Below are 16,484 nucleotides of genomic sequence, written 5' to 3' on the forward strand. Positions count from 1 at the left end.
TCGTAATCATGCGGGGTAATCGCCGTACGTCGTGCGCCTGAGCTCTATAGCGATGCAATCCTCGTCACATCCGTTCGGTTTCATCTCTTTTCTCGCTGGCGCCGGCGCCGACCTCCTCATATGGAGGAGCCGCGTGCGCACGGCAAAGCGGCACACGCCCCTCCGAAAGCGCCAACCCCGCGATGGTGAGCACGATGCCCGCCGCCATGGCGAGCGTAACCGACTCGCCCAGAATCATCGCGGAAGCCACGGCGGTAATCACCGGAACCAGATAGATATAGGCGCTCGTTTTGGCGGCGCCCAAGCGCGATACCGCCATGCCCCACGTAACAAAGCACCCCGCCGATGCTGCCAGCCCCAAAAACAGCAGATTGCCCGCATTGGCTGCATCGACAAGGCGGGAAAGATCGGGCTGCGCGCCCAGAGGGGCAAGCAGCGGCAGCATGAACAACAGCCCCCAGACAAACGTGCGCTTAGTAGACGCAATGGTCTCGTACCCCAAATCGGCGATACGCTTTACCAGCGTGGAATATACCGACCACATGAGCGCTGCCGCCAAGGCGAGCGCATCGCCCACCGAAAGCGCCTGCACGCCAGCCTCGCCCAAACACACCAAGGCAACGCCCGCAATCGCGACAACCAAACCCACCACAAAGCGCACATGCATCCTTTCGCGCCCCAGAACAAATGCGATGGCCGCCGTGGAAAGCGGCGACACCGCCACCAGCACGCCCACGGTTGAGGCATGGGCAAACGTGAGCGCGATGTTCTCAAGCAGATAATACAGCGTCACACCCGTGAGCCCCGCCGCGATGAAGAGCAGCTCGTGGGAGCGGCGCTTGAGCCGCAAGACGCGCGGTCGCAGCGCGCATAAAGCAACCAGCCCGATAACGAAACGCCCGAACAGCACCTCGATGGGCGCGAAGTCCTCAAGCAGCACCTTGGTGGAGACAAATGTGAAACCCCAGACAAACACCGTGAACAAAGCGAACGCATGCGCCGCCCCGATGGACCCTCCCCTATTCGCCGTGCTTTCAGCCGTCATACCTCGCCTTTCAGATCAAGCATGTTCCGAATATGATTGCTTCTTCCCACTTCGCCTCTCTCGCCTGCCGCATGAGCCGATTGGTCGTTTCCGCATTATGCTACATGCAGCAACCAGAAAGCTCTTGAACAAATTGCCGCGCGGCCCCCAATCGGCCGCATTATTCATTAAGCATTTTTACAGCCTTGCGGTTGCCCAATGTATTTACCTGGCGGCGCTTGACCTGAAGCTTACTCGAGGTCCTACGCTTTCGTTCGTTACCGCGCATTCCCATGCGGAGGAGGACGAAATGAACCGTGACGACGCATATGAGAACCGCCCGAGCAAATCGAAGGGCGACGCGCTAGGACGAGGACTGGAAAGCCTGATGGGCGACCAGGAATCTTGGCAGGCGCACCAGGCGGCAGACGCAAGGCCGAACCGCACCGCGTGCGAACGGCATTCAGATGACGCCGCCGATACGCAAAGCGCCCTAAGCGCATCGGCATTCAGCACGGTAGAAGGCGCGCTATTGCGCGATCGAACCGACGAAAACCAAGATGCATTCGCATCCCAAAGCTTCTCGCAAACCGCAGGCTCCGTTAGCGTTCAGAGCGCAACGCGCGCCGCTGCATCATCCGGCGAGCTGGCGGAATCCGTACGCAGCGCCTTGGAGTCGGCCCAGGTGCCCTACGCCCAAAACATCGAGGAGACGCTACAGAACCCGGAGCTGCCCGCTGGATGCGAGGCGGCATCGCTTGCGGCGGTGCTCAAGAGCATGGGATATGGCACCTCGCCGATAGACATCGTGAAGAACTACCTGACGATAGACCCCACAGCAACCTCGGAGCACGCCTTCGCGGGAAATCCCTATATCGAATACGGCGACGCCGCGTTTCCGCCCGCCATCGTGGACGCCGCCAACGCCTTCCTTGAGGAACGCGATGCCGAGGAACGCGCGCAAGACGTAAGCGGGGAGGCGTTCTCCGACATGATTGAACTGATTGAGCGCGGCTACCCCGTTGTCGTATGGAGCACCGTTGACATGGTTGACCCCGCCTTCACCGGAGCCTACCTAGGACGCTACGCCTGGTATTCGCAAGAGCATTGCGTGGTGCTCTATGGCACGCAGGACGATAGCGTGCTGGTATGCGATCCGCTCGAAGGGCTCGTCACGCGTGACGCGCAGGAGTTTGGGCGCATCTGGGAAGCCTGCGGCTCGATGGCGGTTCTGATTTCGTAGCGCAAAGCCGCCGCATGTATGCGTCTATACGCTAATATGTGCGCATGGACGACTTCGAACGAAAATGGAAACTCATCCGCGAGCAGCTCCTCGCCGAGGCAACGGGCGAGGAGCCCCATGCCATCTCAAGCGGGCGCACCCTCTTCGGCATACAAAGCGAGGTGGAGAGGAAGATGGAGCGCTTCGCCCGAGAAATCGAAGAGGAGACTCGCGCCAAACGGCTTGCCGAACGCATGCAAGGTCAGGACGAAAGGGGCTAGCCTATTCCTGACGCTTGACAATCGCAGGCGCAAACGCGCCCTTTCGCAGCCCTCCCATGGCATATAATGCATGCCCGACGCATTCAGACTCGACCCAAAGGGGGCGCGCGTGAAAAGCATCCTGATGATAGCCACCGGTGGAACCATAGCCTCCGCCGAAGACGGAAACGGCCTTGCCCCTGCTCTTTCCGGCGAGGAGCTGGCGGGGTACGTGCCCGAAATCGCCGAGGTATGCGACCTGGACATCGTCCAGCTGATGAACATAGATTCCACCAACATGCGCCCGCGCGACTGGCTGCGCATGGCTGCCTGCATCCAGGAGCATTACGACGCCTACGACGGGTTCGTGGTGCTTCACGGAACCGACACCATGGCCTATACGGCAGCCGCCCTCTCATATCTGGTGCAAGACAGCCCTAAGCCCATCGTGCTCACCGGCTCGCAACGCCCCATGGCGAACCCCTTCACCGATGCCAAGCTCAACCTGTTCCAGAGCCTGCTGTTTGCCGCAAGCGACACCGCGCACGATGTGTCGGTCGTGTTCGGCGGCGAGGCCATTGCGGGCACACGCGCCCGCAAGCAGCGTACCATGAGCGCAAATGCCTTCGTCAGCGTTAATTTTCCCTCGCTCGCGCTCATACGCAACAGCCGGATCGTTCGCGCCGGAGCCGCCCCCGCATCACCTAGCGGACCGCATTTCTTCAACACCCTCAACGAGCGCGTAATCGTGCTCAAGCTCACCCCCGAGATGAATCCCTCCATTTTTGAGCTGCTCAAGCCCGATTACGACGCCGTAATCCTGGAGACCTTTGGCATCGGGGGCATCCCCGAGTACGAAGACGCCTCCTACGAGCACGCGATCTTCGACTGGGTGGAATCGGGCAGAACGGTGGTGCTCACCACACAGGTGCCCGAGGAAGGGCTCGACCTTGGCGTGTATGAAGTCGGCCGCGCCTACGTTGACCGCCCCGGCATCCTCAAAGGCGACGACATGACCACCGAGGCGCTCGTCGCTAAAACCATGTGGGCGCTCGGGCAAACGCGCGACGCGCAAGAGCTGCGCGAGCTGTTCTACCGCCCCATCAACCACGATCGCCTGCCCGTGCTGTAGGCGCATCGCGAAAGCAAAGGAGCGAGGCGGCGGCTAACGCTGCGCGAGCTCGGTCCACATGCTCATGGTTTGAAAGCGGTTCGTCATAAACTCGTCACCGAAGTACTGGGCAAAGAACTGCCCCGCCCCCGTGGTGATGGGCAGTCCCGCCTGGCGATCAAACCAGAATGAGAAGCTTGCGAGCGTGACCACCACATCAAGCGCCAGAAACGCCGCAAGAAACGCCGTGAGCCACACGCGGGCATTCGGCGGGATGGCGGCAATGAGGCGCATCGCGAGCGGGAGCCCCACTTTGATCCACGCCATGCCGGCGATGCCCCACACGATAGCGATACCAAGACAGGTGTATCCGCCGATATTGAACGGCTGATCGATATAGCTCCATGCGACGATGCCGAAGGCGTTTTTCCAGAACCAGCCCGCCACCAGCTCGAATGCACCACCCACGAGCGCCGCGACCACAAACGACTCCCATGCCGGACGCATGCGCAGCTTATGCAGAGCCATGGTCATCAGCACCGCACCAACGCCGTAGATAGGAGAAAACGGCCCCCAAACCAAACCGGCGCGATTCTTCCACACGCCGTCGATGGGGTAGCTCACCACGGTTTCAACCACGAGCCCCAGCACGCTGCAAATCACGAAAATCCAGAACAGATTGAATAGCGTGACCGGGCTTTCGCGCAATTCGGCACGCGATGCATCAAGGACGCCCCGCGCCGATGCCGCCGCGTCGCCTTCAGGAGATGGTATGTTGGAAATCGTCCGCATTCGTACATTATCCCACCGGCTGATGAAATACGCATACCCTGCGCCAATCGGATTCCAACACGTTACTTTCCACCAAGCCGCTCCTCCGCCAGCCCTTCGCCGCCGATGTCGATTGTCGCGAGACCAACGCTGTTATTCCCCGTCTGTCGCACATCTGCGTACTGCCGCCCGCATCCTTCACGTAGCGTCTTGCTGAAAACGCATTCTCAAAAAATGCCCCTGCTGAAAAAGACGCGTTTAGCGAAAATCGGGCTCCTCGTTGTTGAAAAAGACGCGTTTAGCGAAAGTTCGCCTGTCCGAAATAAGCATGGTCTAAAGAAGGAAATCTTGAATGAGCCTTTCATCAGGCATTATAGAAAACCGCTCTATTAAAGAGCCATGAAACATCAACCCTGGGCACTGCTGGGAATCGCTAAACGCGTCTTTTTCAGCAAAGCAGCCCCCAAATCTCGCTAAACGCGTCTTTTTCAGCAGCATTGCGGTGCAGGCGTTAAGCGCGCCCTCCATCTTTGCCGCGGGCTTTTTCTCTGTCGGTCCTTTTGCCCTTTCGCACGGGAGAGCCCCCGCAACCCCTGCCCTTGCCGTTGCGCGCAGAGGCATCTATGCCACCCTTGCTCTTGCCTTTGCCTTTGCATGCAGAGGTGTCGAGGTTGCCCTTGCTTTTGCGCGGCGCACCATTGCCGTCAGCTGGGATTTTGCCCCTGCCCTTGCTCTTACCTTTGCGTGCGGAGGTGTCGACGCTGTCCTTGCGCGGCGCACCATTGCCGCCGGCTGGGCTTTTGCCCTTGCCCTTGCGCGGTCTGATCAGGCACTCGGGGCCATAGCCCACCAAATCCATTCGTCCCGCACGGCGAAGAGCCTCGAGCACCAGATCATAGTTTTTGGGGTCGCGGTACTGGATGAGCGCACGCTGCATAGCCTTTTCGTGCGCGCTTTTGGGCGCATACACCGGCCGCATGGTACGCGGGTCCACGCCCGTGTAATACATCGCGGTGCTCATGGTAGACGGCGTGGGATAGAAATCCTGCACCTGCTCAGGCATATATCCCAAATCACGACAGAATTCCGCCAGCTCGATGGCCTCTTTAAGGGTTGATCCCGGATGCGAGCTCATCAGATAAGGCACCACGTACTGCTTCTTGCCGCACGCCTTGGTCGCGCGCTCGAACATATCGCAAAAACGCTCATACACCGCGTTCTCAGGCTTGCCCATCACGCGCAGCACGGCATCCGACACGTGCTCCGGCGCCACGCGTAGCTGCCCGCTCACATGATGTTCGGCAAGCTCGCGCACGAACTCCTGCCCATGCGATTCATCCGCAAGCACGTAGTCGAATCGGATGCCGCTGCGCACGAATACCTTTTTCACGCCCGGCAGCTTGCGCAGAGCCCGCAAGACATCCAGGTAATCGGTGTGGTCGGCCTCAAGCTGGCGGCACGGCTGCGGGAACAGGCAACTTTTACGCTTGCACGCTCCGTGCTTGAGCTGCTTCTTGCACGCCGGCGCGCGAAAGTTCGCCGTAGGGCCACCCACGTCATTGATATAGCCTTTGAAATCAGGCTGGGCGCACATCGCGCGCGCCTCTTCCACAAGGGATTCCTTGCTGCGCGACGTGACGATGCGCCCCTGATGAAACGTGAGCGCGCAAAACGAGCACTCGCCGAAACAGCCGCGATTCGATGAAAGGCTGAACTTGACCTCTTTGATGGCGGGCACGCCGCCGTCTTTCTCATAGACGGGGTGATACGTGCGCGCATACGACAGCCGATATACCGCATCGAGCTCCTCGCGAGAAAGCGGCTTGGCGGGCGGATTCTGCACCACGAACACGCCGTGGGGGTATTCCTCCACCAGACGTTTGCCCGTAAACGGATCCGAATTCTCATACTGCACGTTGAAGCTTCTCGCATACTCAAGCTTGTCGGCCTGGAGCTCTTCGAACGAAGGAAGCATCACGGCATCCTCTACGCCTTCGAGCGAGCGCGTGCGATATACGGTACCGTCCACGTAAGTGATGTCGCCCACCGCGATCCCGGACGCCAGCGCATCAGCGATCTGCACTATTGAGCGTTCCCCCATCCCGTAGCTGATGATGTCGGCACCGGAATCCATGAGGATGGAGCGCTTGAGCTTGTCGGACCAATAATCGTAATGGGCGAGTCGGCGCAGGCTCGCCTCGATGCCTCCCAGAATGATGGGCGTATGCTTGTAAGTGCGCCTAATGAGGTTTCCGTATACCGCAGCGGCGTGATTGGGACGTGCGCCCGCGCGTCCTCCGGGAGAATACGCATCGGTGGAGCGGGGCAGCTTATTCACGGTGTAATGGTTCACCATGGAATCCATGTTGCCGGCCGACACAAGAAACCCCAGACGCGGCTCGCCGAATACGCACACGCTTGCCGGGTCGCGCCAATCGGGCTGCGCGATCACGCCCACACGATAGCCTGCCGCTTCAAGCACGCGCGTGATGATGGCCATGCCGAACGACGGATGGTCAACATACGCATCGCCCGACACGTAAACAAAATCCACGGCGTCCCAGCCGCGTTCACGCGCCTCATCGGCTGATATAGGCAAAAACGCCCCGTTCATGCGCGATACTCCAATCCTGCCAAGGCACCAATGCGCCCGTCCGTTCAACCCGCATCCCAAAGATACGCCTCGGTTCCTCATGCGCGAAACGCGGGTTCGAGAATGCTTTTCTCATTCGCAAAAAGGCCACCGCACGCCGGGCGCGCGATGGCCAAAAGATCATGGTTGGTAAAAAGATACGCCGTCCGACTAGGCCTGGCTGTCCTGAGCGCCGCCATCGGAGGACTGGCCATCGCCTTGGGTCTGGTCGCCGTTCTGCTGCTGGTCGCCCGTCGCGTTCTGGATGCTCTGCGCCGCTTGGCCGCCCTGCGTGTTCTGGCCGGACTGATTCGCGCCCGCGATTTCGGCAACCATGGAATCGGCCTTGGAGAGATGGTCGATGCCGCTCTGGTAGGTTTCCTGGACCTCCGCAAGAGCCGCCTCGTCGAACTCCGTGTTGGCAGAGCTTTCGCCGCTCTGCTCGGCAGAATCCGTGCTGCTCGTGCCGTTCGCAACCGAGGAATACAGCTCGATATACTGCTCGAGCGCGGTGCTCAGGTCGGACACGCCGGCCTTGTACTCCTCATGGACCTCCTTGAGAGCGTCAGGAGCCGTAAGATCGGAGATCTTTCCCAGCGTTTCAGCTGCATCATCCGCAGCGATACGCATAGCAGCCAAATCGCCCTGGCTTGCGGCCTGGCTGAATGTGGCCAGATCCTCGGAAGCCTCGTTGCTGATGCGGTTTACGCTTGACATGTACTCGCGATTCAGCTGAGCGGCATCCGTCTGCTGCTGGACGGATCCGCACGACGCGAGCAGAAGCGCCGCGAAGCATGCCGTGCAGGCAGCAACGGCGATTCGGGATACGATCTTGATGGTTCGCATGCAATGCCTTTCTGTTGCGCGCGTCGCACGGTAATGCGGAACGCGCCTATAGCGTACGGAAGACCACAGGGCCGCCCGCCGACGAACAATAATCGACTTCGCACTATAGCAAACATGAGGCGGCACCTGTGGCACCGCCTCGCATTTCCATATTCAAGTTGCCGATACGTTACGTGCGGTAGCCGTCGCTACGCGCCCGCAAACATCCGTTTCTCGCGTTGCCATACGTGCGAACGCGCAGAGCGTCCTGCCCTCCCGCGAACGCCAACGCGGCCCTAGCGGTCTCTCAGCCTGCCGATGATGTCTGCCACCTTGGCCGCGTCGTCTTCGGTGTAGCACATCACGAAGATGGTATCGTCGCCGGCGAGCGTGCCCGCAATGCCCTTGAGACGCGCGGCGTCGAGCGCCACGGCAACACCGCTCGCAATGCCGGAGGGCGTGCGCACCACGAGGAAGTTGTTCACCACGTCCACGCCTTCCACAAGCTCCCCCACCATGCGCTGGAGGCGCAGGTCCTCAGGCAGTACATAGTACCCGTCGCGGGATTTGGCGAGCCCCATGCCGGCGATATCGCGCGAAACCGTAGCCTGCGTGCAGTCATAGCCCTCGTCACGCAGCTGATCCACCAAATCGCGCTGCGTCTTTATTCCGCCGCGTCGAATGATGTCGCGAATCACGTCGTGACGCACTGCTCGCTTCGTCATGGTTTTGTACCTCCTAGAGTGGCCCGGGCGCAACACGGCCCGCATGCATCATTCATTCACGCCCGCCCCTGGCGCGGCACACGCCCGTGCGAGGCGTCTCTTCCAGACCCTCGGTCCAGCGTGTACGCGGCGGGCGTTTCGTTTGTGACAAGGATACACTTTTATGCATGAACCATCAATTGTATCCGCAGAATAATGCAGAATCGACCGTTTTGGTCTTGTGCTATTCATTTTTACGAATAAGATCCGAGGCCAGGCATCATGCGCGATTCACCCGAGGATTTCAACGATAAAGCGACGGCTTGGTGAATGCGACGCATGCCACCTCGATGGCGCGAGGCAATGCGCTACCATGTCGAGCAAAACGAATCGCGAGAGAGGCGACCCATGGATACATTCTCCGATCAACCCGCCCGCGCGCGGAACAAAGCAACAATCCGATCGATTCTCGAAAGCGGCTGCACGAGCACTTCCAAGCGCTTGGGGATAGAGCTCGAGCACATTCTCGTGGACAACACCGGCGATCCCCTATCGTACAGCCAGCCCGACGGCGTGCGCGATGTGCTGGAGGCTCTTTCGGCGCGCTATCCAAATACCACCGTGCACGACGGCGACCTTTTGGGCGTGGCGCGCCCCGGTATGAGCGTGACCATTGAGCCCGCTGCCCAGCTGGAGCTTTCCGCCGGGCCTTTTGGCTCTATCGACGAAGCGAACCGTGTGTTCAACGAGTTTGAGGCCGATGTGCATGCGGCGCTCACTCCCGTTGATGGACGCGCCCTGACCATCGGGTACGACCCGGTGAACCGCGCTGCCAATAAGGAGCTCATCCCCAAGGCGCGCTACGATTTCATGAACACATACCTCTCATCCATCTCGCCATGGGGCCCGCGCATGATGCGTGGCAGCGCTTCCACGCAGATTTCGATCGATTACGCGAGCGAAGAGGACTGCGTGACCAAGGCGCGCGTCGCATGCGTGCTTGCGCCCCTGTTCGCGCTCATGTGCGACAACGCGCCGTACTTCGAAGGAACCCGCCGCCCTCACCCGATGATGCGCACCGAAATCTGGCGCTACTGCGACCCTGATCGCTGCAACACCGTGCCCGGCATGCTCGACGACGGTTTTGGCTTCGACGCCTACGCCGACTATATTCTGGACGTACCCGCCATCGTGGTGCTAGACGAGCAGAGCGAGGCGCGCTACGACACGCGCACCTTCGGCGAAATCTATGCGCACACCCCTATGACCAGGCAAGAGGCCGAGCACGCGCTTTCCATGGTGTTTCCCGACGTGCGCTTGAAGACCTACGTGGAAATCCGCCCCGCCGATGCCATGCCCATCCCCTACGTCATGGCCTACGCGGCGCTCGTAAAGGGCCTGTTCTACTGCGAAGATTCGCTGAATGCACTCGCCGTCTCATGCGCCGGCATTCGCGAAGGCGACGTGGAGGACGCGAAGACGGCCCTTATGAAACGAGGCTATCGTGCGTTCGTGTATGACCGCGATGCCGGAGAGATGTGCGAGGAGCTCATGGAGCTCGCCCGTCGCGGGCTTCTGCAGATTGCCCCGCACGAAAAAGATTACCTCAAGCCGCTCGCCGAGCTCGTAAGAAGCCGCGCCACCCTAGCTGACCTGGCGCTGAGATAGCAGTCAAGCCGAGTAGGGGGCGCCGCAACTCCGCGGTGCCCCCTGCTCTGCCACACGTACTTTAAGAGAGCCGCTGCAGGGCTATACCGTTTTCTTATACACCACCGAAAAGCCGTCGAACAATGCTTCGCACAAACGCGATCCGTCCTCGAGATAGGTGTGCCCCTCATCCACATCGCGCTCGTCAAGCACCTCGCCCGCATCAATCGCCTTCAGGGCATTCGCCGCCTCCTTAAGCTTGACAGGCGGCGCCGTGAAATCACGATGCGAGCACATGAGATAGTCGAGACGCGGAATAAGCTCGGACATACGCTCGAACGAGGCGATGTAATCCGCCATCGAGAATTTCCCGAATTCATCGTTGTCAAAATGCGCGTACAGCGCTCCAGGATAGAACGTATCACCGGTAAACAGAAGCCGATTCTCCTCGTCGAACAACATGATGCCATCGTGGCTGTGGCCGGGCGTGTGGTATACCGTGAGTTTCCTGTCGCCCAAATCGAACACGTCGCCATCCTGCACAGGAATCATATGATACGGAGGAATTCGGAACGAATCCGGCGAGAACCCCTCCGGATATCCATAGCGAAACATGATCTCTTCCAATTGATTTCCCAGCGCCTCTTTTGGAAGGCCCTCCGCCGCCACGCGCCGAACGTACGGATCGTCAAAAGCATACACGGCCTTGAAGTTGTGATTACCGGCTATGTGATCGAAATGGAAATGGCTGTTCACCACAACCACCTCGCCGGGACATAGCTCCTCGATCAGCGGCTTCACTGGGCAGATTCCCATTCCCGTATCAAGAAGAAGCGCCCGCTCTGAACCCGGAATAAGAAAGAAATTCACCTCTTGGAACTGGTTGGGCTCGCAAATCCCCAGCACATTGCCAGGAAGCCGGTACACCTCGTACCAGTTCTGCCCGTTTTGAACAGGCACCCTCTCGTATTTCGCATAGTAAGGGCGCGGCTTGTCGTCGGTCCATTTGCTCTTCATGCGTACACCCCCTGTTACAAGGCGCGAATATGAAAAGAGACGCCGCGCAACGGCGCAAGCGCCTTCGCAGCGTCTCTTTGAGAGGCCGCTTAAGCCGGCAGGCTTAAGCGGTGATTATCGTGCCGGTCTCGCCGCGCAGTCCCGCGGCGGCGCACTCGAGCGAGGTGATGAGCGCCCTGCCCTGGGGGCGGGCCTCCACGTACTCCAGGCACGCCTCCACCTTGGGGAGCATCGAGCCGGGGGCGAACTGGCCCTCCTCGATGTACTGCCTCGCCTGGGCGGCGTCCATGACGTCGATGTCGGCCTGGTCGGGCTTCCCGAAGTTCACGGCCACCTTCTCCACGGCGGTCAGTATCACCAGCATGTCGGCGTCGAAGGTCGCGGCCATCATCGCGGCGGAGCGGTCCTTGTCGATGACGGCGGGCACGCCGGTGTAGGCGTCGTTGGCCTCGAAGACCGGGACGCCGCCGCCTCCCGTGCACACCACCACGTAGCCCGCGTCGAACAGGTCGCGGATCGCGTCGGACTCCACGATGCGGCGGGGCTTCGGGGAGGCGACCACCTGGCGCCAGCCGCGGCCGGCGTCCTCCTTGTAGGTCCAGCCGGTCTCGGCCGCCTTGGCCTTCGCCTCCTCCTCGGTCAGGAACGCGCCCACGGGCTTGGTGGGGTTCTCGAAGGCGGGGTCGTCGGGGTAGACCACGGTCTGGGTCACCACGTTGGCCGTGGAGCGCATGATGTCGCGGCGGCGCATCTCGTTGAGGATGGCCTGGGAGAGCTGGTAGCCGATGTAGCCCTGGCTCATGGCGCCCGCCTCGGGGAAGGGCATCTCGGGGGTCTTGCCGTCGTTGGCGCTCGCATAGGCGAAGGCGTTGTTGATCATGCCCACCTGGGGGCCGTTGCCGTGGGTCACGATGACGTTGATGCCCTCGGCCACCATGTCGACGATGTGGCGGGCGGTGTTCTTCACCAGCTCGAGCTGCTCCTGGGGCGTGTTGCCCAGGGCGTTGCCGCCGAGCGCGATGACGACGGACTTGCCGGATCCTTTCTGATAAGGCATAAGAAGCATCCTTTCGATAATGCGGAATAGGAACGAAACAGCGAGATTCGCCCTCGTGCCTAAGATTCGTGGGGTTTCGTCGGCGCCGCGTACTGCGTGCGCAAATCGGCGAAAGCGCGCAAAAATTTGGTGCGAGGGCGAGCCGCAACGTCGCAGCGCCTCACGCGTGCATTCCGGCGTTCGTCAGAACGCCGGAACAAAAGCTAGCGGCAGTCTTTAACTTCGACTTCCTGATTTACCAGCTTGAACAGCTTGTCCTTCTGACCGGTGAGGAAGTACACGATGTTGCGCGAAGAGAACACCTCGAGGTCGCGCAGCGAGGAAGACGAATAGAACGCGGAATGGGGCGTGATGATAACGTTGTCGCGACCCACCAGCGGATGATTGGCCAAGTCGGGCGTCTCGTCATAGAGCACGTCGGCGCCAAACGAACGAATCTGACCAGAATCCAGAGCTTCGATCAAAGCGGGCTCGTCCATGCACAGGCCGCGGCCCAGATTGATCACGATGGGCTTCTTCTTCATCTTGGCGAACTTCTCGGCGTCGAAGTAATGGTAGTTCGTCTCGTTGAGGTTCATGTGGTTGATGATGATATCAGCCTCGGCGAGCAGGGTGTCGACGTCCGCCTCCTCAACGCCGTTCTCAGCGAACAGGCCCTTATCGATGAAGGGGTCGTTGGCAATGATGCGGCCCACGATGCCCTTGGCCTTGCGCGCAGTGCACTTGCCGATCTTGCCGAAGCCGATGATGCCCAGAGTCTGGTCCTCGATACGAGGAAGTTCAGGGCCGGCAGCATAGTCCCACTTGTGCTCGACTTCGATCTGATGCTGATAGAACTTGAAGTTCTTGTTCAGCGCGAACATGTATGCGATGGCGGCCTCGGACACGTCCCACGTGCAATACTCGCCCACCGGGCACACGCCGATGTTGCGTTTGGTGGCCTCCTCCATGTCAACGTTGTCATAGCCAGTTGCATTGATGGCGATGACCTTCAGCTTGGGAGCGTGCTCCATAGCCTCTTTGTCGATCTTGGTGAAAGCGGTAAGCAGGGCGTCGGCATCCTTCAGATGCTCGTAAAACTCCTCACGCTTCTCGTCGGAATAGGCGTACACCTCGATCTCGATGTCCTCGCCCAAACCCTCTTTGAGCGTCTTGGTCTCGAGCTCATGATCGGGCATCATGGAGTCAATGTAGTCACTGATAAGGATCTTCACTGGGATTCCCTCCTCACAAGAATGGGAAACTATTACCCGCCACGTTGGGCGGTACGCAACTTTTAAGCAGCCTGCCGTAAAAGGCGCGCAGCGCCCAACGCCTCAAGTCTAAGGAGACGCCGCGAACTTCCAATGCGCGACAAAACTGTAAATAAGCTCGCATTCGCAGCAATAACAGCGAGCGGCGGCCCGGTGCCCCAGGTAGCCCCGCCGCAGCACCAAGCGTACTTCGTACGCGCCGAGTGCTGCACAAGGGGCTAGATGGGGTGCCCGGCCGCCGCGCAGCGTCGTAGCGTCTCCCGGAGAAGTGCGCCGGCCGGAAGGCCGGCGCAACGAAACTAGTAGCGCTCGATAGGCTGGGTGAGGCAGTGGGGGCCGCCACCCGCATGCAGAATCTGATCCAGCGGCACGTCGATAACGTCGATACCCAAAGCGCGCATCTTGTCGTTTATGTGCTTGTTCTTCTCGATGGCAACGACCTTGTTGTTGCCGATGCACTGCACGTTGCAGCCGTGCTTGTACATGTCCTCGCTGGCCACGGGAATCAGCTCGAACTTGCGGCGCTTCAGCATCTGCAGGAAGTTGTAAGGCAGCTGGTCAATGCAGGCAAGGGCAACCTGAGGAGCAACGATGTTGAAGATCATGTCCAGATGCAGATTGTCGGGCGGGCAGGGAGCGCCGACCACGGTGTAGCCATACTTCTCGAGCTGATGGCGAAGGCTCTCAACGCCCTGCTCGTCGGTGCGGTCGACCATGCCCCAAACCAGGGTGTGCTCGTCGATCATCCAGAAGTCGCCGCCCTCCATGCAGCCAGCGTTGACGCGAGCGACGATGGGCACACCCATCTCCTTCAGCTTGGCCTCGTAGGTGGCAGCCTCAACCTGGCGGACGGGATGACGGAAGTGGCCGATCACGGCGCCTTCCTTGATCATGCAGCCGTAGTCGCGCGCGAAGGTCATGACCTGGTACTCGGGGTTGGCCTCAACCTCGACGACCTCGATGCCGTTGTCCTTGTAGGCGTCAACGAGCATCTGCCATTCCTTGACCATGACGTCGTTCTTCTCGGTGTCGCCCTTCTTCATCCACTCGGCGGTGATGACGTTGATGCCGTTGAACGTGTAGTACGCCGGCGAGCACATCATGACCTTGTGCAGGGGGCTGGTAGCGTCGACTACGTATACCTTCTCTTCTTCAGCCATGTTTGAGTCCTTTCGCTCGAGTTTGGCCAGGGTATGGAGTGTGCGGATGCTCCGCACGGGTTCCTAAGGGGAGCTCCGACGGCCGGCGAGCCGCCGGAGCCTGAAACTGCTAGATCAGTACGAGCACTGACAGGAAGACGCAGCAAACCAAGAACAGGATGCCTACCATCGGGGCAACTTGCTTGACCCAATCGCCATAGCTCATGTGAGCGGCGGAGGTGCAGGTCATAACCACGATAGAGCACGGCGTGATCATCTTGGCGAGACCCAGAGCCATCAGGTAGATGATGACCATGATGTGCACGTCCACGTTGGCGAAGGTGGCCAGCGTGCCCATGATGCCCATGGTGGCGGCGGCGAGGCCGGTGGAGCTGGGAATCAGGCAGGCGATCAGGAAGTAGCACACCAAAGCTACGATGACGAACGCCACGGGAGGAAGCGACGCCAAGGCGCCTTCGCAGGCATGCAGAATGGACGGGGTAATCTGGCCGTTGTCCATGACGACCTGGATGCCTCGAGCCAGCGGCACGACGAACGCGGTGGAGACCAGACCGGCAGCACCCTTGAGGATGGTGTCGATGATCTCGTCGGCGTTGTAGCGCATGACCACGCCGATGAGGATGACCATGATCAGGGTGATCATAGACAGCTCGGGAAAGTACCAGTTGCCGAACGCGGTCATGTCGGTGCCGAGGATGTTGCGAATGATGGGCGTGGCGGCAACCCAGGCTACGAAGTCATCGAAGAACGTCCAGTCGGGGTTGAGCGACGTCCACGGAGTCAGGCCGATGATCATGAACACAAAGGTGAGGATGAACAGGGCCAAAGCACCCTTCTGACGACCGGTCAGGGACAGGTCCTCGTCGTCGGCGGCGGGGAACTCCAGGAGGTCCTGCTCGCGGCGGAAGAACTGAACGGACTTCTCGGGATTCTTCTTAACCCTGTTGGCATAGCGGCAGATGAGCAGGATGGCCAAGGCGTCGAAGAGCACGAACATGATGATGCGCTCAAGCATGCCCTCGCCCGGGGAGATGCCGGCGATGCCGGAGGCGATGCCCGTTGCGAACGGGTTGACGATCGAGGAGATGCAGCCTACCTGGGTTCCCAGGACCACGATCAAGATGGCGGTCACGGTATCAAGACCGAGCGCCAGGATGACCGGAACGAACATCAGGAAGTACACGATGCCTTCCTCGTAAGCGCCTTCCAAGGTGCCGAAGAACGACATGATGATCACGAGGATGGCGATCAGAACGTTCATGTTGTTCTTGTTCGCGTTGGTGATGCGCTTGATGGCGATCTTGAGGGCGCAGGTCTTGTCCATCATCTCAAGCAAGCTGCCGAACAGCAGGATGGTGAGGGAGATGGCGATTGCGCCGTCAACGGTGTCGGATCCGAGCATGCCCGTGACAGGCGCCATGAAGATATCCCACAGGCCCTGCGGGTTGGATTCGACTACATGGTAGGTGCCGGCAATGGCGTCGCCCTCTTCGGTGAGGTCATACGCGCCGCCCGGAACGAACCAGGTAAGGAGTGCGATGATGCCGATGATCACGAACAGGATCACATAGGTGTTCGGCATCTGGAACTTTTTCTTTTCTTTCTTCTTTTCAGTCTTCGCTTCCACTTGCTCTGCCATGGAAGCCCCCTTCTCTGCGTGGGCCCTAAGCCCGATTTATAGGATGGAGGCGCACACCAGGACTGGGCGCGCAAGGACGCGGCATTCCCAAGATTCGAAGGGTGCAAGAGCCTTGGGACCCCTTATGCCATCAGTTTCGGCGCCCTCGCGCGCCCTTTCTCA

14 protein-coding genes are annotated in these 16,484 nt (G+C 60.0%); 4 read left to right on the forward strand and 10 right to left on the reverse strand.

The window, feature by feature from the left end; all coding sequences use genetic code 11:
- Positions 1-64: 64 nt before the first annotated feature.
- Positions 65-1,045 (reverse strand): DMT family transporter, encoded by a 981-nt coding sequence (locus DMP06_RS00740; protein WP_123207828.1) that lies wholly within the window; start codon positions 1,043-1,045, stop codon positions 65-67.
- A gap of 289 nt (positions 1,046-1,334) precedes the next feature.
- Here DMP06_RS00740 and DMP06_RS00745 point away from each other — a divergent pair, with 289 nt between their 5' ends.
- The 3 genes from DMP06_RS00745 (at position 1,335) to DMP06_RS00755 (ending at position 3,638) form a co-directional block, all read left to right on the forward strand.
- The gene (locus tag DMP06_RS00745) at positions 1,335-2,267 is read left to right on the forward strand and encodes a C39 family peptidase (RefSeq protein ID WP_161957768.1); all 933 of its coding nucleotides are present in this window, start codon (positions 1,335-1,337) and stop codon (positions 2,265-2,267) included.
- Between the two features lie 44 nt (positions 2,268-2,311).
- Complete coding sequence (locus DMP06_RS00750; protein WP_148042469.1) at positions 2,312-2,527, forward strand: hypothetical protein; 216 nt, start codon at positions 2,312-2,314, stop codon at positions 2,525-2,527.
- A 109-nt stretch (positions 2,528-2,636) separates the two neighbouring features.
- A complete protein-coding gene (locus DMP06_RS00755; protein WP_123207831.1) occupies positions 2,637-3,638 on the forward strand; it encodes an asparaginase in 1,002 nt (333 codons plus the stop codon).
- A gap of 33 nt (positions 3,639-3,671) precedes the next feature.
- Here DMP06_RS00755 and DMP06_RS00760 read toward each other — a convergent pair whose 3' ends face one another.
- From DMP06_RS00760 to DMP06_RS00780, 4 genes are all read right to left on the reverse strand, one after another.
- Positions 3,672-4,409 carry a putative ABC transporter permease gene (locus tag DMP06_RS00760; RefSeq protein WP_123207832.1) on the reverse strand — a complete coding sequence of 246 codons (738 nt, stop codon included), beginning with the start codon at positions 4,407-4,409 and terminating at the stop codon, positions 3,672-3,674.
- A 490-nt stretch (positions 4,410-4,899) separates the two neighbouring features.
- Positions 4,900-6,987 (reverse strand): YgiQ family radical SAM protein, encoded by a 2,088-nt coding sequence (locus tag DMP06_RS00770; protein WP_245962308.1) that lies wholly within the window; start codon positions 6,985-6,987, stop codon positions 4,900-4,902.
- 204 nt (positions 6,988-7,191) lie between these two features.
- Positions 7,192-7,866, reverse strand: coding sequence for a hypothetical protein (locus DMP06_RS00775; protein ID WP_123207834.1), 675 nt, complete (start codon positions 7,864-7,866; stop codon positions 7,192-7,194).
- Between the two features lie 275 nt (positions 7,867-8,141).
- The gene (locus DMP06_RS00780; protein WP_123207835.1) at positions 8,142-8,570 is read right to left on the reverse strand and encodes an arginine repressor; all 429 of its coding nucleotides are present in this window, start codon (positions 8,568-8,570) and stop codon (positions 8,142-8,144) included.
- Positions 8,571-8,957: 387 nt separating this feature from the next.
- Here DMP06_RS00780 and DMP06_RS00785 point away from each other — a divergent pair, with 387 nt between their 5' ends.
- The gene (locus tag DMP06_RS00785; RefSeq protein ID WP_123207836.1) at positions 8,958-10,217 is read left to right on the forward strand and encodes a glutamate-cysteine ligase family protein; all 1,260 of its coding nucleotides are present in this window, start codon (positions 8,958-8,960) and stop codon (positions 10,215-10,217) included.
- An 81-nt stretch (positions 10,218-10,298) separates the two neighbouring features.
- On the opposite strand, the gene DMP06_RS00790 is transcribed toward DMP06_RS00785, so the two are convergent.
- The 5 genes from DMP06_RS00790 to DMP06_RS00810 all read right to left on the reverse strand — a co-directional run bounded on the left by DMP06_RS00790 (position 10,299) and on the right by DMP06_RS00810 (position 16,322).
- Entirely contained in the window at positions 10,299-11,213 is a 915-nt protein-coding gene (locus DMP06_RS00790; protein ID WP_123207837.1) for an MBL fold metallo-hydrolase, read from the reverse strand.
- 103 nt (positions 11,214-11,316) lie between these two features.
- Positions 11,317-12,270 carry a carbamate kinase gene (gene arcC, locus DMP06_RS00795; RefSeq protein ID WP_123207838.1) on the reverse strand — a complete coding sequence of 318 codons (954 nt, stop codon included), beginning with the start codon at positions 12,268-12,270 and terminating at the stop codon, positions 11,317-11,319.
- A gap of 203 nt (positions 12,271-12,473) precedes the next feature.
- Positions 12,474-13,484, reverse strand: a complete 1,011-nt coding sequence (locus tag DMP06_RS00800; RefSeq protein ID WP_123207839.1) for an NAD(P)-dependent oxidoreductase — start codon at positions 13,482-13,484, stop codon at positions 12,474-12,476.
- A gap of 338 nt (positions 13,485-13,822) precedes the next feature.
- Positions 13,823-14,683: a dimethylarginine dimethylaminohydrolase family protein gene (locus DMP06_RS00805; protein ID WP_123207840.1), complete on the reverse strand. Its 861-nt coding sequence runs from the start codon at positions 14,681-14,683 to the stop codon at positions 13,823-13,825.
- Between the two features lie 109 nt (positions 14,684-14,792).
- Positions 14,793-16,322, reverse strand: a complete 1,530-nt coding sequence (locus tag DMP06_RS00810; protein WP_123207841.1) for a YfcC family protein — start codon at positions 16,320-16,322, stop codon at positions 14,793-14,795.
- Between the last annotated feature and the right edge of the window lie 162 nt (positions 16,323-16,484).

The organism is Slackia equolifaciens, from assembly GCF_003725995.1.
In the GTDB taxonomy this organism is placed as follows: Bacteria; Actinomycetota; Coriobacteriia; order Coriobacteriales; family Eggerthellaceae; genus Slackia; species Slackia equolifaciens.